Here is a 20460-nt window from a genome sequence, read left to right on the forward strand (position 1 = left end):
TCCAATATTTCCCACACCACATCTCGTTCACCTTTGAGGAGTCTCAATATTGAGATCCATCGTCCTTTTATGCTCATTTGATATTGTCGGATGAATGAATCATATTCTTCGTTGAACGATGTTGTAGATAGTGCAACAATTGATGTCTAGATCCCGCATTTTCCCCTTAGTTGTTGCATTCTCTGGTGTATGACTCAAAAATCGAATTTTTGAGTCATCCCCACAATTTATAAGGTTGCATAATGGATTAATCGACAGTCTCGTCATTCCTATAGCAGTCCCTTCAAAAGGCAATTCGCAAGGGCAAACAAACAAATAAACAAAAAAAACCTCTCCCCCAGAGCAGCCACGTTGGCTGCTTCTAGAAAAAGGTTCTTCCTCTCACTACAATAGACATATTTAATTCACAACAACAGAAACTGTGCCAGGCGGAGGTTCATATCCTTCCATTCTACGGAACACGATGCCTCTGTCCTCCATCAAATGACTTACTTTCTCATGATCCTTGGGGTATCCGCGATGAAAAACGATCTCCATCACTCCGCTGTTGGCCAGCATATTCGCACATGTCCAGCAAGGCTGATCTGTCACATAGACAGTCGATCCTTCGCGATCTTCCCGATCCGTAAACAGCAGAAGATTTTGCTCTGCATGAATCGTGCGAATACATCGCTGTTTACGAACAACTTCCTCGGTATCATCCACTACTTTCAGCTCGATTTCTTCTACAAGCATGCAGCCAGCCTCTGTGCAATCGGGCACACCCATAGGCGCACCATTGTAAGCTGTTCCAAGCAGCTTCTTACCCTGAACCAAAACGGCTCCCACATGTCGGCGGTTACACCTTGATCGCGTTGATGCCATGTAAGCAATATCGAGGAAATAAGTATCCCAATCTTTACGGTTGCTCATAACGGAATGCAACTCCTCCTTCCGAAGACCTATGTATACAAGTGGATTCCTTTTTTCATTTCTAGTATTCTCTCATATTTCCTAGCAAAATAAAAGAAATGAATGGACTATTATGACGTTACATAAAGAAATACCTTTAACTTCTCAAGCATTTTTTCCCCGATGCCCTTTACCTCCATTAGCTCCTCAATCCGGCTAAATCGTCCCTTTTTCAACCGATAGTCCAGTATGGCCTTTGCCTTGCTCTCTCCAATACCCGGTAATTCATCTAATTGCTTGAGCGTAGCTGTGTTAAGATCCAATTGTCCGGTATTCCGCGCTGCTGGCAAACTAGCTTCCGATTTTTCATTTGGCATAACCGAAAGCTTAGGTAATTCCGTAGATGACGGCGCTGTTGCTTTCCGTTCTGTGTCTATGGTTACTTTCTGTTCCGCTTCTATGGTAGCTTTCTGTTCTTTATCTATGGCTGTATTCGGTACTATGTCCATGGTTGATTTCTGTTCTGCATCTATAATTGTCTTCTGTTCAGTGTCTGTAGCGACCTTCGGTTTTGTGTTTTTACTTAACTTCGAATCTGATTTTCTTATTGGCTTCGCCTCAACTGCCGGCTCTTCTCCATTTTGAGAAATCATAGCCTGCATCTGAGTGTTCATAGGCATAAAATTTGTCTGTATCATAGACCTGCCTCCACGAAGAAAAGGCCAAACGACAAAAGCAAATAAACAGATCGCTGCCATCATAAGCAGTATCCTTCCTCTTTTAGATCCAAAAAAATCCACGAATTCCCTCCTCAGAGTTTTGCTTTAGCAAAACTGACTTCGTAAGCATTAACTTTAGAGTTTTGCTTTAGCAAAACTGACTTCGTAAGCTTTTCCTAACATAATTGCTGACATAAGAACATATACATGAAAAAGCATCCGAATGGCATGGCATTTAAAACGAACCCCGTTCAATAAATGATGAAAGAAAGTGACTGATTTTTTCGGGAGGGATTACTGGATGAAAGCAGGATTCATCGGTACTGGGAGTATGGGAAGTATTCTGATTGAAGCATTCATTCATTCTGGAGCTTTCAATCCGGAGCAAATTATAGCGGGAAATCGAACGATTCGTAAAGTTGAGCTGCTTGCGGAGACATATCCTGGACTTCATGTTGCCGCGTCGAATAGAGAAGTTGTACTGGGGAGCGATCTCATCTTTCTATGTGTGAAGCCGTCTGAATTCAAGAAGGTTATTGATGAAATTAAAGAGGACGTGCTTCCCTCTCAGCTCATCGTATCCATTACAAGCCCTGTCCTGCTCAAACATTTGGAAGGTCTTCTGCCAGCGAAAATCAGTAAGATTATCCCAAGTATCACGAACTATGTGTTAAGCGGTGCTACACTATGTATTCATGGGAATCGAATGCAGCCTGAGGACAAAGAGTGGCTTGAGAACCTGTTTGCGCATATTTCCTCACCCATTCGTGTTTCCGAAAATTTTACGCGGATCTCTTCTGACATATCCAGCTGCGGTCCCGCATTTCTTGCCAAATTTCTGCAGTCATTTATTGATGCAGCTGCCCAGGCAACTGGTATTTCGATTGAGGAAGCTACCTTACTTGCCAGTGAAATGACGCTAGGCACAGGAAAGCTGCTTACGACCGGAGGATTCAACCCTATTACTCTGCAAAAACGCGTATCTGTACCGGGTGGAATTACAGAGGAAGGCTTACGTATTTTGGACGACGAGCTTGCGGGGATATTCTCAAGTGTCATCTCTGCTACACATGCCAAATATGAAGAAGACATTGAGAAGGCCGAGCTGCTTTTTGCTTTGAAGCAGTAGCCTTCCCAAATTGCCAACTTCCCTTACTATCCTACTACAATATTGACTAATTTACCTTTTACAACAATCAATTTGCGAACGGCCTTTCCGGCGGTCGCTTCTTTGACTTTATCGAGGTCAAATGCGATTTTCTCCATCGCAGCTTCATCTGTATCTTTGGAAATCAGCACACGATCAACAATTTTACCATTAACCTGTACAACAATCTCTATTTCATTATCGACTGTCCACGCTTCATCGTAGGTTGGCCACGGCTGATACGTAATTGATTCTGTGCCGCCAAGCTTCTCCCAAAGTTCTTCGGCCAAATGCGGCGCAATTGGAGACAGCATCTGAACAAAGTTTTTCATCGCTTCAAGCGGTAAACGCTCTGTTTTATAGGCTTCATTAACGAAAATCATCATTTGACTGATCGCCGTATTAAACCTCAGGGCTTCGAAATCCTCCGTTATTTTTTTGATCGACCGGTGCCAAGTACGTTTGAACGTATCACTGCCCAATGTTTCATCGGCGCTGATTTTAGCGTTTATTTGACCATTCTCGTCAACAAACAGCCTCCACACACGATTCAAGTAACGATAAATCCCATCCACACCCGTTGTATTCCATGGTTTTGTAGCTTCAAGCGGTCCCATGAACATTTCGTAAATACGCAGTGTATCGGCACCTTGATCGTTAACGATATCATCCGGATTAACAACGTTACCGCGAGATTTACTCATTTTCTCCATGTTTTCGCCAAGAATCATCCCTTGGTTTACGAGCTTATGGAAAGGCTCTTTGGTATGAACAAAACCAAGATCATAAAGTACCTTATGCCAGAAACGTGCATACAGCAAGTGAAGTACAGCATGTTCGGCTCCACCGATGTAAAGATCTACAGGCAGCCATTGCTGCTGAAGCTCATGCGAACAAAACTCTTTATCATTACGAGGATCGATAAAACGCAGATAGTACCAGCAGCTGCCGGCCCATTGCGGCATGGTATTCGTTTCACGGCGAGCTTTCATGCCGGTTTCCGGATCAATCGTGTTTACCCATTCGGATACGTTCGCAAGAGGTGATTCTCCTGTACCTGATGGTTTAATTTCATCAACTTGTGGAAGCAAAAGCGGCAGTTGATCCACGGGAACAGGCTTCATCGTACCATCTTCAAGATGAAGAATTGGAATCGGCTCTCCCCAATATCTTTGACGGCTGAAGAGCCAATCTCTTAAACGGTAGGTTACTTTGCCGCGGCCTTTGCCGTTCTGTTCCAACCAAGCGATCATATGACTGATCCCTTGTTCGATGTTCATGCCATTAATCGGACCGGAATTGACGTGTTCGCCATCCCCTGCATAAGCTTCCTTCTCAACATCTCCACCTTGCACGACTTCGATAATCGGCAAATCAAACTGTTTAGCAAACTCCCAGTCACGTTGATCGTGTCCAGGAACAGCCATGATAGCTCCCGTACCGTAGCCGCCAAGCACGTAATCAGCAATCCAAATTGGCACTTTCGCGCCATTTACCGGATTAACAGCATACGCCCCTGTGAAAACACCTGTTTTGTCTTTGGCCAAATCCGTACGCTCAAGATCGCTTTTGCGGGAAGCCTTTTCTTGGTATTCCTTAATGGCAGCAGCTTGATCTCCCGTTGTAATTTGCGCAACAAGCTCATGCTCAGGTGCCAGTACACAGTACGTAGCGCCAAACAAAGTATCCGGACGTGTCGTAAATACCGTCAGACTCTTCTGATCGTATCCATCAATCGCAAATTGGACTTCTGCCCCAGTTGATTTACCAATCCAGTTGCGCTGCATATCTTTGATACTTTCGGACCAATCCAGCTCCTCAAGATCTTCAAGCAGACGTTCAGCGTACTCAGTAATCTTCAGAATCCATTGACGCATCGGCTTACGAATAACGGGATGGTTGCCGCGCTCGCTCAAACCGTCAATCACTTCTTCATTTGCAAGAACAGTACCCAGCGCAGGACACCAGTTTACGGGCACTTCATCCACATAAGCGAGTCCTTTATTGTACAATTGGATGAAAATCCATTGCGTCCATTTGTAATACTCAGGATCTGTTGTACTAATTTCACGATCCCAATCGTACGAGAAGCCTAGAGATTTAATTTGACGACGGAATGTATCAATGTTCTTCTTGGTGAATTCTCGGGGATCATTTCCCGTATCGAGCGCATATTGCTCAGCAGGAAGTCCGAAAGCGTCCCAGCCCATTGGATGAAGGACGTTAAAGCCTCTCATCCTTTTGAAACGTGATACGATATCAGTTGCCGTGTAACCTTCCGGATGTCCTACATGCAGACCAGCTCCAGATGGATAAGGGAACATATCCAGTGCATAAAACTTCGGCTTATCCGAATTTTCAAGCACCTTAAACGTTTTCTTCGCATCCCAATAAGCTTGCCATTTCGGCTCAATGGCTTGTGGATTATAGCCCTGCTGCTCTCTTGTTTCTTGGGTTTCTTTAGTTTCCTGTGTCATGTGCAAAATCCTCCCTGTATACAGCCATCCTCTTCATGATTCAAAAGCGCTATAAGCGCCAAAAAACCCCTCATCGCTAGCGGATATCGCTAGGGACGAGAGGTTAGATTCCCGTGGTACCACCCTAGTTAACACAAGGCATTCTTTGCCTGTGTTCACTCTGCCCCTTAACGCGGGTGAGACGATCCGGCTAGCTCCATATATAGGGATCTTTGAGCGTTGCTCAAAGTCTCTCCGCTTTAAATGGTGATTCACCTTCTAGCTCCAAGGCGAGTTCACAAGACTGACATCTACCGGCTTCCACCCTTTATCCGGCTCTCTGAGAGATGCTGTACAAGTTACTAATCCTCTTCTAAGCTTTAACAATCTAATTAGCTTTGATTATATGTAAAATAATGCCGCACTGTCAAGCCGCAATGGACTTCATTGTCGTTATTTCTTTGCAATAAAGAAAGCTCGCTCCGTCATAGAGGTAGGTTGCTCCCAAGTAAAGTCAGCAGCCATATGCACCTCAGTGAAACCGATATCAAGCAGCGTTTGCTTAAGCCACTGCAAAGAATAGGCCCTTTGAAGATGAGTTTCATCGATGCGTCGGAATGTATCCGTGCCGCTATCCTTGACAAATATCGTTAAATCGTGCTCAATCTGCACTCTTTCTTCATCCAACTCGCTTGTCCATATATAGGCAACATCGTCTTCATTCAGGAAAAAGGGCTGAGAGTCTGCATAAGCGAACAACTGCTCAGGAGTATGCACATCGAAAAGGAATAGACCCCCTGGCTTAAGCCCCTCAAAGGTTTGACGGAAAGCACGGATGATATCGTCTTCCTCTAACAAATAGTTGAGACTATCACAGATCGAAAACGCCACATCCACTTGCTCACCTAGATCCCATTCACGCAGATCCTGTTGTACCCAATGAATGGAGCCACCGCGGAGTCGACTTTTGTGCTCCCCCGCTTTTTGCTCGGCGACTGCCAGCATGTCTTCCGATAAATCAATCCCTGTCAGCTGGTACCCTTCCAAGGCTAAAGGAATCGTCAAATTCCCAGTACCACAGCCTAGATCAACAATCGTAGATGGTTTCATACCAAATCGATCGAAGCTTTCTTTAACGAAACGAAGCCAATCTTCATACGGCATGCTATTCATTAAGCGATCATAGGTATATGCGAATTTTTCGTAACTCATGTTAACCTTGTGTCTCCTCTTGCTTCAGATAGGTCCAATCATCCTCCTGATAGATGAGCCCGTCCTTCATAAGCTTGCCTAAAGCGCGTTTGAACGCCGCTTTACTGAGGCCAAATCGATCCTTGATAATATCCGCCGACGTTTTATCCGAAAATGGCATCGCATTCCCTGGCCGTTCTTGGAGAACACTCAAAATTCGCTCGGCATCTTCATCGCGGCCTTTTTCCTTCGGAAGCCTCATCGATAGATTAACCCGTCCATCCTCTTCACGTACGAAGGCAACACGTACTTCAACCAACTCACCTACACGCAGCAAGCGTGTCCGTTCCGGAGCAGCAATAAGTCCGATAACACCATAGCCGAGTACTCCGGCTTCGCAAATCACAAAGGTCCCAATTTGCAGCGGCCTGTACACACGTGCTTTGACCCATTGATTACTCCAACTCGAAGGTGCGCGAACGCAAAGAGGAGCCAGATCCTCCTCCAGAGCCAGTTTAGCGATTAAACGTCCTTGCCGATCGTGTGCTAATGTGGCAAATACCTTATCACCTACTTGAGGACGCAGCTCCTCAAGTTCAGGAACATGTCGGTAAGGAAGCAATAGGTTGCGACCTAGTCCCATTTCGAGAAAATAACCAAATCTAGGGTGAATATCTACAACTTCAAGGAGCCCTACTTCGCCCATGAGAAGATGAGGACGCTTCATTGTAGCCATCAATCGATCCTGTGTATCATGGAACAAGAAGGCTTCAACATGCTCTCCAGGTTGAATCTTGCCTACGATTTCTGCATAAGGCAGAAGAACATCCTGTTGGCCGTCGGTCAGGAAATAACCGTTAGGAGGAACTTCCCTCGCTACCTCTAGGGTAACAAGGGATCCTGCTTCCATTCTCATACGCGCTCCACAACTTTGGCATCGGACCAAAGTCTTTCGATATTATAATATTCACGATCATCGCGGTGGAAGACATGAAGAACAACATCCCCTAGATCAAGTAGGACCCATCTTGCTGTATCAATTCCTTCGTAGCCTCTAATATGAACGCCGTGCTCATGTGCTTTCTTTCTAGCTTCGCCGGCAATCGCTTGCACTTGTGTTTCTGAATTTCCATGACAAATAACGAAATAATCGGCGATTAAGGATACGCCTTTCAAGTTCAGGGTTACAACATCTGCCGCTTTTTTATCTTCAGCAGCCTCAACAACAAAAGCCAATACTTCTTCTGGGTTTTTACTCATTCAATCATCCTCCAAGGTTTATGTGTTTAATTGTGTTATCAAATCGTTCCGAGTCAAAATAGTAAGCGGATAAATCCGTTTGCCTTTGGCAATTAAAAAGCTAATTGTGGAATCAAAGCCGGCGACCAGCGCCTTCTCAAGGCTGCGTTCAGCGAGTTCGCGAATGAGATCAACACCCGGAAAATCACGTCCAGGCTCCATATAATCCGCTAAACATACGATTTTGTCCATTAATGTCATCTGAACTCGGCCTGAGGTGTGATACCGAATGGCATCTAGTATCTCCTCATCATGAATGCCAAATTGCTCCTTAGCGATAAAAGCTCCAGCATGGGAGTGCCATAGCTCCTTCTCGTATTCCAGTAAATCCTGAGGCAATCCGTTCTCGCGGATAATCTTAACTTGCTCCTGAACAGGCCAATACTTGCAATAATCATGCAAAATGGCCGCTAGCTCCGCTTTGACCGGGTCTCCACCAAAACGATTGGCCAAAATGACGCTAGTTTCCATGACACCGAGTGTATGCAGCCAGCGGCGTTCAGGCATTTGTTCCTTGACCGCCGTTATCAGTTCTTCACGATTCATACAACCGGTTCACCTCCATATAACTATTCACCGAGTCTGGGACAAGGTAACGGACTGAACCGTTCCTTTGCCGTTCTTTTCGAATAGCTGTTGACGAAATTTCAACAAGCGGCATGGGTACAATCGTTACTCGATTACGAATGTGAATAGGCATGTGCGACAAGTCAAGCTCATAGCCAAGCCTAGCTAATCCAATAAAGCGAATATGCCGCACGATGTCATCAATGCGATGCCACTGCGGCAAATATTGAACCATATCAGCACCTATAATATAAGCAAATTCCGTACCAGGATATTCTTTGCTGAGCAGTTCAATCGTATCGATACTATAAGATACGCCGCCTTTGCTGATTTCGATATCAACTGGACGAAAAAAAGGATTGCCTTCCGCAGCAAGGCAAACCATCTCCCAGCGCTGATCTGGTGTCGCTTTCGGCGCATTTGGCTTATGCGGCGGCACATTTGCCGGCATCAACCACACTTCGGCGAGATCTGCTTCCACCCTCGCTCTTTCCGCCGCGATCAGATGACCGGTGTGGATAGGATCGAAGGTGCCACCCATTATTCCGACAAGCATACATCCACCTCGTTAGCGCGGCAGTTCAATCTTCTTCTTGTCACGCGATTCTTTGTAAAGCACGACGATTTTACCGATAACCTGCACAAGCTCTGCGCCAGACTTTTCGGATAACTCAGTCCCGACCTCGTCGCGGTCTTCTCCACTGTTGTTGAGCACAGTAATTTTAATCAATTCACGAACTTCCAAAGCTTCTTGAATGTGACGGATTAAATGATCGTTCACGCCGCCTTTTCCTACTTGGAAGATCGGATCTAAATGGTGCGCCATGGAGCGCAAATAACGTTTCTGTTTGCCTGTTAACATAGATGTCCCTCTATTCATTCTTATTCAGCTAACGACTGTTCTACCACCTGTCTCATCGCCGCAACGGGCGCAGGGGCACCAGTCCAATATTCAAAGGCAAAAGCGCCTTGATAAATAAACATACCGAGTCCGCCATGTATGCGGGCTCCTCTTGCTTCCGCTTCATGAAGAAATCTTGTAATTCGCGGATTATAAATGAGATCGCTGACCAGATGATGCGAACGCAGGAATTCAAGCGGCAACGGAACTTCATCAACATGAGGATGCATACCGGCCGAAGTTGTATTCAGAACGAATTGGACCTCATCTACGACATGTCCTAGCTCATCCATGCCAAGTCCAATCGCTTCGGTGTAGCTACTAATCGTGTCGGCTAGCTCCAAGGCGCGTTCTTTGGTACGATTCGCGATGTAGATTCGGCGAGCCCCTTCTTTAGCAAGCGCATAGGCAACGCCTCTGGCAGCTCCACCAGCCCCAAGGAGAAGTACACTTTTCCCTTTCAGTTCAATACCCGTCTCTTCCTTGAGTGATCGCACATAGCCGATACCGTCCGTATTGTAACCGATAAGCTTGCCAGATTCATTAACGATGGTATTCACCGCCCCAACGATCCTAGCGCCTTCATCGATTTCATCCAAGTACTGCATAACTTCCACTTTATGCGGAATCGTTACGTTAATACCTCGATATCCCAATGCCCGTATCCCGCGAACTGCATCCCCAAGTTCTTCAGGACGAACGTGAAAAGCAGCATAAACTGCGTTAATACCCGCTTCCTGAAACGCCCGATTCAACATAATCGGGGAACGGGAATGCCGTATCGGATCTCCGAAAACCCCATATAGAATGGTATGACTGTCAATCGTCGTCACCAGTTTCTCCATGCTCTCCTCTTGTCCCCCTAAATCAACGACTCACGCGTGATAACCTTAATCCCCTTCGGCGCATAAACGGCAAGCTGTGCTCCAGCTAAGCTGTTCACTTTAATCCAGCCTAGCCCAGAGATCAACACATCCATCTGTTTCCCCTTAGGAATGTGCAGCGGATGCTTCACAAGCTTGGGCAGCTCGTCCAAGTCCGCTAGGTTAGGTGGCGCAAGCATGACACCTTTATGTTCTTCATACAAATCATCCGCCTTTTCTAGCTTTGTACGATGAATTTGAATGGCATTGGACGTGTAGCAAGTGAATGATTGATGTTCACCGCTAATAAAATCAAACCGAGCTAAGGCGCCAAAAAATAACGTTTGCGCTTCATTTAATTGAAACACCATCGGTTTCAGCGGTTTGTCAGGCATGATTCTAGCTAAATCACGCTTTTTCACGACTTCGGTTAAACGATGTGAATGCACGATTCCAGGTGTATCAACAATAAAATGACCATCATCCAGTGGGATTTTGACCAGATCAAGTGTTGTACCAGGGTACAGTGATGTCGTCAGCTCCGACTCCAGATCACTATAATCACTGATTAACCGGTTAATCAGCGTCGATTTACCAACATTCGTTGCACCGACCACATAGACATCCATGTTGCCGCGGTATTCCTGCACAGCTGTGATAACACGATCGAAACCAATGTTTTTCTTCGCGCTGCAAAGGATGATATCAACAACCTTGAGGTTCTCCTCTTTGGCTCTGCGCTGAACCCAGTTAATGATCTTGTTTGCGTTCGTCACTTTAGGCAGCAAATCAATCTTGTTTACGACTAACAATACAGGATTCGTACCCACAAAGCGTGCAAGACCGCTAATCATACTGCCTTCAAAGTCAAAAATATCTACGATTTTCACAACTAGCGCTTTCGTTTGACCAACATGTCCTAGTAATTTAAGGAAGTCGTCCTGCTGCAATGTGATACTCGAAGATTCATTATAATGCTTGATGCGATAGCAGCGTTGACAAATTAACGGTTCTTTCTGCATCGCTTCAGCCGGGATATAGCCCAGCTTACCCTTTTCTTCTGTTTGCAGCAAAACGCCGCATCCCGCACAGTGATTAATCATTTCAGTACTCATGAATCCTCCTAATTCTTCATCCTTCTTAAAGCCCATTTCTCAATACGGCGATTGATTTTCGTGAAAAAACCCTCATCCTTAATTGAGATGGGTTGAACAAGGATCGTGTATAGCCCCATCCGATTGCCTCCAAGAACATCCGTTAACATTTGATCACCAATGACAGCCGTTTGTCTCGCATTCGTACCAAGCAGCTTCATGGCTCTGTGGAATGAAACGTTCGTTGGTTTCTTAGCCCGGTGAATGAATGGAATGCCTAGCGGCTCCGCAAAGGCTGAAACCCGTCCATGATTATTATTGGACACGATGACGACCTTGAAGCCCATTTTTTGCAAACGATTCAACCACTCTATTAACTCCGGAGTCGCATGCGGATCTCGTGCGCCTACGAGTGTATTATCGAGATCTGTTATAATACCACGAACACCAAATCCCCATAGGTGATTGGCATCAATATCATAGATCGTATGTACAGACTGTCTGGGCACTAGCTTATTCAGCAAACAAATTACCTCCAACTGCTTCGTCGCAAAGTGGAGAGATTTTGAACTACGTTCAAAGATCCCTCCAAGCGGAGAGACTTTGAGCTACGCTCAAAGATCCCTATATTATATACGTGACTATACCATAGTGATCCACTTGTTGCAAAAAGAAAAGAACATATTTTCCCACTAAGAACGGGCCGGAAGCGGCAACCAGTTCAATACATTTTGAATTTTACGATCCCAATAGCCCCACTCATGTTCGCCTGGCTCTTCTTCATAGGTCAGATCTAGGCCTAATTTGCGGCAATAATCTCGGAATCGAACATTATCTTCGTAAAGGAAGTCCTCGGTACCACAGCATTGATAGAGCTTAGGAGATGGACTAGTCGCGCCTGATACTTGCTCAGCCAAATAAAACAAATCATCCCCGCTCCCTTTAATCTTAGACACATCTGCATAAATCAGTTTGAAATCGTCTGGAAAATTCGATGCTCGGTCCGATATATCTAATGCCCCCGATAAGCTTGCCGCTGCTGCAAACCGATCCGGATGTGTAAGTGCCAATTTCATCGCGCCATAGCCACCCATGGACAACCCTGCCGCATAATTCAATTCTCTTTCCTCAGCTAGCGGGAAAAATGATCGCGCTAAAGCAGGCAATTCTTCACTAATAAACGTCCAATATTTGGGCCCGTACGCCATATCGGCATAAAAGCTGCGATTGACGGCTGGCATGACTACCGCTATCCCCAATTGCGAAGCATACCGTTCTATCGAGGTTCTTCGCATCCAAATGGTATGATCATCAGATAACCCGTGCAGCAGATATAGCGTAGGATGCTTTTTCCCATAAACTGCAGATGCCAACCCGATTTGATTTTGAGCGGCTTGCGGCAAAATGACATGCATGGATGCTGAAACACCAAGGGAATCTGAATAAAAATGACAGTCGATAAAAGCCATAATTGATAATCTCCTCTGATAGGAAAACCACCACCTAGAAGGGTGAGTGGCTTCTTTGTCCTATTTCATTTGTTCTTTTAATCGAATAATAGATTGACTAACGGTCTGATAGTCGACTTCAGTGGAATTCTGCTGACTGTACTTCGCTCTCTCAAACAATTCGAGCACCGTTTCCAGCTCTTTTTTCATCCACTTGCTTTGGTTCGACCACCTTGTCGTCGCTTCTCGCATTGTTTCATGCTCGTGTCTCATGTAGCCCTTGCGACGGCTTAGCCGCAGCAGTTTTTCGAATTCAACGATAATTTTCTGATTAAAATTAACGACTTGCCTTTTCTTCCTGCGGTTTCGCCATGCTTTCCAGTTATCGCTTTTCAAAATAAAGAAAAGAACTACCGCAACTGCCGCAGCGGCTGCTACGCCACTTAACGTCAACCACAACCATGTAAAGCTCGGAGCCGCTTTCGTTTCGTCAGGCACGGTAACAGGGGCACTGTCCGTTGATGGGTCAACGGGTGGCGGTGTTTGCTCTGGGAACACATTCGGCAGTTTGAAGCCTGAGGTTGGTTCAAAGGGTATCCAGCCAAAGCCTTCAAAGTAAACTTCAACCCATGAATGAGCATCCGAATTTCTAACTGTATAGGTACCAGCGCCATTCACATCGATTTCCGAACCCAGTTGACTCAAAATACCTAAATCCCTAAATTCCGGTGGAATCGGTGAAGTGCCTGATGAATAACCTTTCACCCAACGAGTTGGAAGCCCGATAGAACGGGCGAGTACTGCCATAGACGATGAGTAATAATCGCAATACCCTTGCTTCACTTCAAATAAGAAGCGGTCAACGAAATCCTTGCTCTTGCCCTTGCTTTCATCTGGGGTATTCGTATACGGATAATGATCTGATAAATACTTCTCGATGGCTTTCGCTTTGTCATAAGGATTCGTCGCTGCCTTCGTAATTTCAACAGCAAGCTGCTTCACTCGTTCAGGAAGGTCGGCAGGCAGTTGTAGATATTCCGCCCATTCCAGTTGATTCGAATAGTCTGATTTGACTTCTCGCAATAACGCTTCTTCCAGAATAGGTTCCTGGACAACGATTGTATAATCTTTAGGATAGTTATTTCTCCCTACATAGCGCAGTTCTGACTGGCGAGGAGACCATATCAGGCGTTGAAACGGGTTCTCACCTTTATTCACTTCCACAATTTTCTGGATGGCGAATCCCCCAAATAAAACGGGAAATACTTCCTCTCTATCCATTACAATCGTTTGTGTTACTTCTTTGGTTTTCAAAAGTGACAAATCAAATCGCGGGTCTAGCTGCAGCGGATTCCCATTCACACGATTGACTGGCAATTTACGCTCCACGGGGCTGAGCTCCCAGCCTTTTCCGTTATATAGGGATCTCGTTTCCCCTCGAAAATAGGTTCTCTTGCTCGTTTCGACGGTCATAACTGGCGTGTAATCATAACGAAATCCGCCGCCAAGCCGACTGTCGTCTCGACTATAACCGGAGGAAGCATCTGCGTTCGTCGATGACGTGACGCTGACTCCTTTTCCAAGCAGAGGAACAGCTTCGCCACGACTTACTTTCCAAGCTGTGTAAGGATCCGTTAATATCGGATTCACGGTTGGCGCTAGTAAGCCAACTAGAAAAGTGACACCGATAATCAATAGAACGGGAACAACGAGGGTTGATGGGTAATCCGTAATCGTTTCCCAAATAACAGGAGCCCGTCTCTTCAGTTGGCTAAAATGCTGTACCATCAATAGTGAGAATCCGCAAAATAAGACCATAGCTACTTGCGGCCACAAAAAAATCAGACTGAACGAATCACGCATAGCAAAAAATAAAATACTGACAAAAATAAGGACAAATACACGCAGTCTAGATTGGACAGACCACATCGCAAATAAATAAGTAATCCAAGCAATTAAACTAAACCAAATGTATGGTTCCAGCTGCCCTGCATTCAGAGCAATCCATTTCACCACATCTTTCCATGCTGTCACTTTAACCGCCACAAAATGATAGTTCATACCTATGCCGTGCAGCCATAAAATCAAACCGAATTGAATCAAGGAACGCCATCCGCGATGCAAGTGAGGTATGAGGTAAGTAACCGCTACAATGAAGAGGGTTCCCGTGACAAAAGCGACCGTTTCAGGCAACCAAAGTCCATCCTCTTTCATAATCCAGATGACAAATTGATAAAGGAAAATGCCAGTTAGAATGGCTGTGACTCGCTGCGACCAATCTGTCAGTAAAATTCTTTTCCATAATACGTTAGGCATAACGTTTCGCCCCTCCCAACAGGTTAGGCAAGTCCGTCAACTGACTAACCTCATAACCCATATAGCCTTGTGAGCGAATCGCCTTTATCCAATCCTCCTGATTGTTGCCTTCCATGTCCACACCCTGCGGTTTGAATGCATGGTTGGACTTCCCATGAACCCAGATATGGCATGGATTCATCTGAAGATGTTCCAGGTGGTGAATCACCTGTATCATCGCTGAGCCCTTTTGCGGAGAAATAAGTACAAAGAAGCAGCCTGCCGGCCATTCTCTCGAGCGTTCCTTGATAATTTGGTGAAGAGAGTGATAACCATCTGCCTCTACACCGACCAAATGCTGTATGATTTGCTTGTGATGGTTCTGGCTCTGCTTCGGTTCAAAAAAGGTCGATTCCTTCCCAATCGAAAGTAATCCTAGTGCTAAGTCACGACTCGCACCATAGCGAAATAAGGAAGCCGCAACAGATACCGCCAGTTCAAATTCAGCAGTGTCCCGATAGGCACGGGCATTCCGATCTAATAAAATAATCGTCTTAGGAAGTGATTCTCGCTCGAATTCTTTGGATTTCCAAGTACCTGTCTTCGCAGTGGCATTCCAATGGATACGTGATAAGCGGTCGCCATAAATATATTCACGGACACCATTAATTTGCGTCGTTTCCCGATGTGCTCGCGTCGTTGTAGAGTGATGCTGCATGCCTTTAAGCATTTGATGAAATTGTGCCCACTCCCGTATTGCCACCGTTTGTGGATACACAGTGATAGGCTGCTGAAGCTCTAAGCGTCCTTTATGCTGAAAGAAACCAAAAATATCCTCCGTTAGGCACTCTGTTGCCCCAAAGCGATAATATCCTCTTCTTAAAGGTGGTGTACTGTAAAGTAACTCGCCTCTACGTTTCCAATCCGGAACAAGGGAGCCTTCGAAAACCGTCTCTTCCCCATTTTGTCGAATAAGCTGATCTTTAATCATCATATATGGAATGGGCCAAAAACCCGGAATCTGCACCCCAATGCCAATCTGCAACGATTGCCCTGCTTCTATTTGTGTATCTTGCCCTACATTCGCTAGCTTGCGTGTACCTTGAGCACGTTTAATTCCACTCCAGTTGCCAGAGAGTAAATAGGCGGATAATAACGTGATAATGATAAAAAGCATAGAGGCTAGCTTCCCACCTTGAAACAACAGGAACAATAAACTAGCTGTGAAACAAGAAATAAGAAGCCATAAAGCTGCCGGAAACCGGGGAAGCTCCCCGAATCGTTTGAATACCGGTCGATTCATAGGCTCACTTCTCCAATCGTACCGGCACGCGTACTTGCTCGAAAATCGCGCCGAGAACTGAGGAAACCGTGGCTCCATCCATGCGGGCTTCGGAATGAAGAATCATTCGATGACCAAGAACATAAGGAGCAAGGTATTTAATATCATCAGGAATCACATAGTCTCTTCCATGAAGGAACGCAAAAGATTTGGAAGCTAAAACCAATGAAAGCGTAGCCCTTGGACTGGCTCCGAGGAATACGGCCTGATGTTCACGTGTTTTTCTGGTAATTGTCACTAAATAATCAGCTACTGCTTCATCCATGTGGACTAGACGAACCTGATCTTGGATGGCCAGCACCTGAGACATATCCATAATCGCCTGCAGCGCCTCCATCGGATGCACTTTGCTCTGGGACGTGATCATCTGCTTCTCTGCGGCTTCACTCGGATAACCTAGACTTAGCTTCATCATGAATCGATCAAGCTGCGCTTCAGGCAAAATATATGTGCCTTCGAAGTCAATCGGGTTCTGGGTTGCCAGCATCATAAATGGTGAAGGAAGCTCGTGAATATCGCCGTCAACAGTGATATGTTGTTCTTCCATTGCTTCCAGCAAAGCAGACTGTGTTTTGGTTGTTGCCCGATTAATTTCATCGACAAGCAAAATGTTCGTCATAATCGGTCCTGAACGGAACAGGAACTTCTCTTCTTTGGGATGATATATAGAAACACCTGTTATATCGGAAGGTAATAAGTCCGGATTACATTGAATGCGGCGAAATTGACCATCTATGGATCGAGCAAGTGCTTTAATCAACACTGTTTTGCCTGTACCCGGAACATCTTCAAGTAAAACATGCCCACCTGCAAGCATCGCAGTTAGCAGCAATTCAATCTCAGAGCTCTTGCCAAGAATGCATGATTCCAAATTCGCTTTCAATCTAGCTAGAACTTCTACATGATGATGGGTGGCAGTTTCCATGTTTGATCCTCCTTAGAGTTTTCGTAAAGCAAATTGTGGATGTGTTGCCATTTATGGTGAAAATACTTCCCTAAGTCCGTATTCCTTAAAAATGATAGGAAAATGAGCGTAAATCTAGTTTACAGTAAAGTTTTTCGCCCGTATACTTGTAAATCCTCTAAATTTATTTGTTAAATTTAACCATCCATGGCTTTAGGACTTTTGCTCCTCTCAGAGGGCGGAATGATTCCTATCCGATTGAAGAAATATATTTAAATGCAACAGATTGCAAACTTTATTTTATGAGATTCTAGTAAGTTAGATCTATGATTTCCATGTTCCCAAACAGGTCGAGCCAATTTTCCTTATCAAGGAGATAGTTACACGTTGTAAATAGTTGGAGTATGGGGTGTAATAAGGAATGAATCCATCCTTTCTGTAGAATGAAAGCGCACAACATTTCAGCCCTCAAATCGATCATCTGATGAAAGACCAAGGATTATTTGAATAGTTGAGCTAAATGAGGGAGTTTAGATAAACTCCGAACAGGTTGTATCTTGGATATCTCTCCAGCATTTGATGTACTATCATGCTGAAAATAAAGCACCAACCCTACTTAAATGGTGAGTGTATGCTTTCAATGGAGATAAAAAAGATGACTCCCGGCGAATACCGTACAGGAGCCATCTTTTATCCATCCTATCCATCTTTTATCAGCCAGGTTCTGACTTTTTAGTGTCCACGAATGGGGTCACAATGCACAAAGCGTTCATCTTATCCTTTAGGTTTGACAAATACTGCCGCTATGAAGGAAAAAATGATCGCCGCGGATATCCCTGCGCTGGTCACTTTAAAAATACCGGTAATGATCCCTATATAGCCGTCCTTATGGAGCTCTTCTAACGCCCCGTGTACAAGGGCATTGCCGAAACTGGTAATTGGTACGGTTGCACCCGCACCGGCAAATTCAATGAACGGATCATACAAATTACAACCGTCAGCTATAGCGCCCAGCACGACGAGCGTGCTCATGGTATGAGCGGGCGTCAGCTTGCCCACATCCATCAAAAGTTGGCCTAATACACAGATGGCTCCACCTATCAGAAAAGCCCAAAAAAAGTTCATGCGTACAACCCTCCAGACTCAATTGACACAGCATGTGCAATGCAAGGAATGCTTTCCCCTTGCTGGAAAGAAAGCGGTGAGAGCAAAGCTCCAGTCGCTACGACTAGGATTCTCTTCAATTCTCCACTCTTAACCCGCTTCAGGAGATGACCGTAAGTGACGGTTGCTGAACAGCCACAACCGCTCCCTCCCGATTGGACAGCCTGCTTCTCGCGATCATATATGATCAAGCCGCAGTCGTTATATGTCGTTTGATCAATTGGGAACTGATGCTTATCGAATAGTTCGCGCGCAATATTCACACCCACTGTTGCCAAATCACCGGTGACAATTAGATCGTAATAGCTAGGCTCAATATTCAATTCACGGAAGTGAGTTTGAATCGTATCTACCGCTGCCGGCGCCATCGCAGCGCCCATATTAAACGGATCCGTGATCCCCATATCGACGACTCGTCCGATTGTGGCCGAGGTAACGACGGGGCCGTCACCGCTTTTGCCAAGCACGGCGACTCCGGCGCCGGTGACGGTATATTGAGCTGTCGGCGGCTTCTGCGATCCGTATTCTGTCGGATAACGGAACTGTTTCTCCGCCGTACAGTTATGGCTGCAGGTGCCGGCCATCACGTAGTTGGCAGCCCCCGAGTCGACCAGCTGCGCGGCTATCGCGAGCCCTTCCATCGATGTGGAGCAAGCGCCGAATATGCCGAGAAACGGCATATTCAGCGTGCGCACAGCGAAGGTATTGGAGATGATCTGATTCATCAGATCGCCTCCAATATAGAACTGTATGTTGCCACCTACCAACCCTGCCTTATCAAGTGCTCGCTGCGCTGCTTCCTCTAGCAGTGCCTTCTCGGCTTTTTCCCACGTTTTTTGACCAATGGTCAAATCACCGTGAACGATATCAAAATCTTCACTAATAGGCCCTTGGCCTTCATCAGGTCCTACAACCGTCCCCGTTGATAAGATGACAGGGCGATTTTCAAAGACCCAGCTCTGATGTCCCTTCAGCATAAGGTCAACTCCCACCCGAAATGATAAGATGTACGATACCTACAACGAAGGCTGCCACGGTTCCGAATACAATGACGGAGCCAGCTAACTTGAACATATTACCGCCTACCCCAAGCACAAGTCCTTCCGCCCGGTGCTCAATAGCTGCTGAACATAACGAATTTGCGAATCCAGTTACAGGAACAGAGCTTCCCGCTCCGGCCCATTGGGCAATTTTATCGTACACACCAAAGCTCGTCAGGATGACGGATATGATAATCAACACGGCAACCGTTGGATTCCCTGCCGTTTTTTCTGTAAAACCAAACCAATTAACGAACATCTCCATGATGCATTCACCAATTAAACAGATTGTCCCTCCAACGAGAAAGGCTCGCAGGCAATTCATTAGAACGGGTCTTTTGGGCTCTTGCTTCTTTGCTAATTTCTGATACTCCTGCTGCGTCATTGTCAGGTTCTTCTTCTTGTTGTTGGCCATATATTCCCTCCTGCTTCCTTTAACGCCCTAAGTTCTAAGCATTGTATACAGATTCTGAATAACCTTCGTTAACTGCACCGAACATGCCTCGTACATATTCTTTGCTTACGGATGACAAGTCGCAATGAAAAAAATTCAAGTTCTGCCTCACATTTCTTCAGAGTGGCTAATAATGCGGGCCTTTCACTTAGCTGAGGCACTTTTAATTTATCATCATAAAGATCGACCGTTAACTCGCCATGCGTGTCAACTTGTGCGAGGAACACATTCTCCTTCGTTACTCCTAGCTTATCCAGTTCTTTATGTAGCCATCCTCGTCCTCTACCCGCTGCAGCCAAGAGTTCATCTTGAATGACGCCGTCCATAATGACAGATTGCGTCGGTTTCTCAATATTAAGCTTCATGCCCAAATGATTTGGTGTCAGAGGCTGAAGTTCACTTTTAAGTAGAACAGTTAAATCACCACTAGGCTCGAGCATAGCGAATTCAACATCTGCCAGGCGAAAAACACTTTTGCCCGCAGCTGCGCCAGCAGCAATCTGCCACAAGCTTTCCCTCCCAATCCTAAAGCTCGAAACAACCTCATTATGTGTAATTTAGGCAGCAAGTATGATCATTTTGAGTTGGATTTAAATGTTAACTAAGCAAGTGAAAAATAGCTTGCAAGTTTAAATTTACACGAGTAAAATACATTTTATAACAAATGGATAATGAGTAACTTGCT

At 45.4% G+C, this 20460-nt stretch carries 21 protein-coding genes and 1 other annotated feature; of the genes, 1 reads left to right on the forward strand and 20 read right to left on the reverse strand.

Annotated elements, in window-relative coordinates; genetic code table 11:
* Nucleotides 1-399: 399 nt before the first annotated feature.
* Nucleotides 400-912, reverse strand: coding sequence for a deoxycytidylate deaminase (locus tag G519_RS0103840; RefSeq protein ID WP_029193558.1), 513 nt, complete (start codon nucleotides 910-912; stop codon nucleotides 400-402).
* Between the two features lie 110 nt (nucleotides 913-1022).
* Nucleotides 1023-1589 (reverse strand): ComEA family DNA-binding protein, encoded by a 567-nt coding sequence (locus tag G519_RS48695; RefSeq protein WP_161632901.1) that lies wholly within the window; start codon nucleotides 1587-1589, stop codon nucleotides 1023-1025.
* A gap of 322 nt (nucleotides 1590-1911) precedes the next feature.
* Here G519_RS48695 and comER point away from each other — a divergent pair, with 322 nt between their 5' ends.
* Nucleotides 1912-2739, forward strand: a complete 828-nt coding sequence (gene comER / locus G519_RS0103850; protein WP_029193560.1) for a late competence protein ComER — start codon at nucleotides 1912-1914, stop codon at nucleotides 2737-2739.
* A 26-nt stretch (nucleotides 2740-2765) separates the two neighbouring features.
* On the opposite strand, the gene leuS is transcribed toward comER, so the two are convergent.
* The 18 genes from leuS to G519_RS41615 all read right to left on the reverse strand — a co-directional run bounded on the left by leuS (nucleotide 2766) and on the right by G519_RS41615 (nucleotide 20284).
* Entirely contained in the window at nucleotides 2766-5234 is a 2469-nt protein-coding gene (gene leuS, locus G519_RS0103855; RefSeq protein WP_029193561.1) for a leucine--tRNA ligase, read from the reverse strand.
* Nucleotides 5235-5322: 88 nt separating this feature from the next.
* Nucleotides 5323-5598, reverse strand: a binding site (T-box leader).
* A 68-nt stretch (nucleotides 5599-5666) separates the two neighbouring features.
* On the reverse strand, nucleotides 5667-6425 hold the full coding sequence (locus G519_RS0103860) for a class I SAM-dependent DNA methyltransferase (RefSeq protein WP_029193562.1): 759 nt from the start codon (nucleotides 6423-6425) through the stop codon (nucleotides 5667-5669).
* 1 nt (nucleotide 6426) lies between these two features.
* Nucleotides 6427-7320: a CvfB family protein gene (locus G519_RS0103865; protein ID WP_029193563.1), complete on the reverse strand. Its 894-nt coding sequence runs from the start codon at nucleotides 7318-7320 to the stop codon at nucleotides 6427-6429.
* Nucleotides 7317-7664 (reverse strand): ribosome silencing factor, encoded by a 348-nt coding sequence (rsfS, locus tag G519_RS0103870; protein WP_029193564.1) that lies wholly within the window; start codon nucleotides 7662-7664, stop codon nucleotides 7317-7319. Before rsfS ends, G519_RS0103865 begins: the two co-directional genes overlap by 4 nt.
* 18 nt (nucleotides 7665-7682) lie before the next feature.
* Complete coding sequence (gene yqeK / locus G519_RS0103875) at nucleotides 7683-8249, reverse strand: bis(5'-nucleosyl)-tetraphosphatase (symmetrical) YqeK (protein ID WP_029193565.1); 567 nt, start codon at nucleotides 8247-8249, stop codon at nucleotides 7683-7685.
* Entirely contained in the window at nucleotides 8239-8826 is a 588-nt protein-coding gene (locus G519_RS0103880) for a nicotinate-nucleotide adenylyltransferase (protein ID WP_029193566.1), read from the reverse strand. Before G519_RS0103880 ends, yqeK begins: the two co-directional genes overlap by 11 nt.
* A 12-nt stretch (nucleotides 8827-8838) precedes the next feature.
* The gene (gene yhbY / locus G519_RS0103885; RefSeq protein ID WP_029193567.1) at nucleotides 8839-9132 is read right to left on the reverse strand and encodes a ribosome assembly RNA-binding protein YhbY; all 294 of its coding nucleotides are present in this window, start codon (nucleotides 9130-9132) and stop codon (nucleotides 8839-8841) included.
* 20 nt (nucleotides 9133-9152) lie between these two features.
* The gene (gene aroE / locus G519_RS0103890; RefSeq protein WP_029193568.1) at nucleotides 9153-10016 is read right to left on the reverse strand and encodes a shikimate dehydrogenase; all 864 of its coding nucleotides are present in this window, start codon (nucleotides 10014-10016) and stop codon (nucleotides 9153-9155) included.
* Nucleotides 10017-10033: 17 nt separating this feature from the next.
* On the reverse strand, nucleotides 10034-11149 hold the full coding sequence (gene yqeH / locus G519_RS0103895) for a ribosome biogenesis GTPase YqeH (RefSeq protein WP_029193569.1): 1116 nt from the start codon (nucleotides 11147-11149) through the stop codon (nucleotides 10034-10036).
* Between the two features lie 8 nt (nucleotides 11150-11157).
* Nucleotides 11158-11652 carry a YqeG family HAD IIIA-type phosphatase gene (locus G519_RS0103900; protein WP_029193570.1) on the reverse strand — a complete coding sequence of 165 codons (495 nt, stop codon included), beginning with the start codon at nucleotides 11650-11652 and terminating at the stop codon, nucleotides 11158-11160.
* Nucleotides 11653-11820: 168 nt separating this feature from the next.
* The gene (locus G519_RS0103905) at nucleotides 11821-12597 is read right to left on the reverse strand and encodes an alpha/beta hydrolase (protein WP_029193571.1); all 777 of its coding nucleotides are present in this window, start codon (nucleotides 12595-12597) and stop codon (nucleotides 11821-11823) included.
* A 60-nt stretch (nucleotides 12598-12657) separates the two neighbouring features.
* Entirely contained in the window at nucleotides 12658-14892 is a 2235-nt protein-coding gene (locus G519_RS0103910; protein WP_029193572.1) for a transglutaminase TgpA family protein, read from the reverse strand.
* Nucleotides 14885-16174, reverse strand: a complete 1290-nt coding sequence (locus G519_RS0103915; RefSeq protein ID WP_029193573.1) for a DUF58 domain-containing protein — start codon at nucleotides 16172-16174, stop codon at nucleotides 14885-14887. Before G519_RS0103915 ends, G519_RS0103910 begins: the two co-directional genes overlap by 8 nt.
* A gap of 4 nt (nucleotides 16175-16178) precedes the next feature.
* A complete protein-coding gene (locus G519_RS0103920; protein WP_029193574.1) occupies nucleotides 16179-17138 on the reverse strand; it encodes an AAA family ATPase in 960 nt (319 codons plus the stop codon).
* Nucleotides 17139-17891: 753 nt separating this feature from the next.
* Nucleotides 17892-18242, reverse strand: a complete 351-nt coding sequence (gene spoVAE, locus G519_RS0103925; RefSeq protein WP_029193575.1) for a stage V sporulation protein AE — start codon at nucleotides 18240-18242, stop codon at nucleotides 17892-17894.
* Nucleotides 18239-19258 carry a stage V sporulation protein AD gene (gene spoVAD / locus G519_RS0103930; protein ID WP_029193576.1) on the reverse strand — a complete coding sequence of 340 codons (1020 nt, stop codon included), beginning with the start codon at nucleotides 19256-19258 and terminating at the stop codon, nucleotides 18239-18241. The genes spoVAE and spoVAD overlap by 4 nt, the downstream gene beginning before the upstream one ends.
* A gap of 4 nt (nucleotides 19259-19262) precedes the next feature.
* Complete coding sequence (spoVAC, locus tag G519_RS0103935; protein WP_029193577.1) at nucleotides 19263-19736, reverse strand: stage V sporulation protein AC; 474 nt, start codon at nucleotides 19734-19736, stop codon at nucleotides 19263-19265.
* Nucleotides 19737-19804: 68 nt separating this feature from the next.
* On the reverse strand, nucleotides 19805-20284 hold the full coding sequence (locus tag G519_RS41615) for a DUF421 domain-containing protein (protein WP_051253044.1): 480 nt from the start codon (nucleotides 20282-20284) through the stop codon (nucleotides 19805-19807).
* Between the last annotated feature and the right edge of the window lie 176 nt (nucleotides 20285-20460).

Origin of the sequence: Paenibacillus alginolyticus DSM 5050 = NBRC 15375 (genome assembly GCF_000422905.1) — a bacterium.
Classification (GTDB): Bacteria; Bacillota; Bacilli; order Paenibacillales; family NBRC-103111; genus Paenibacillus_E; species Paenibacillus_E alginolyticus.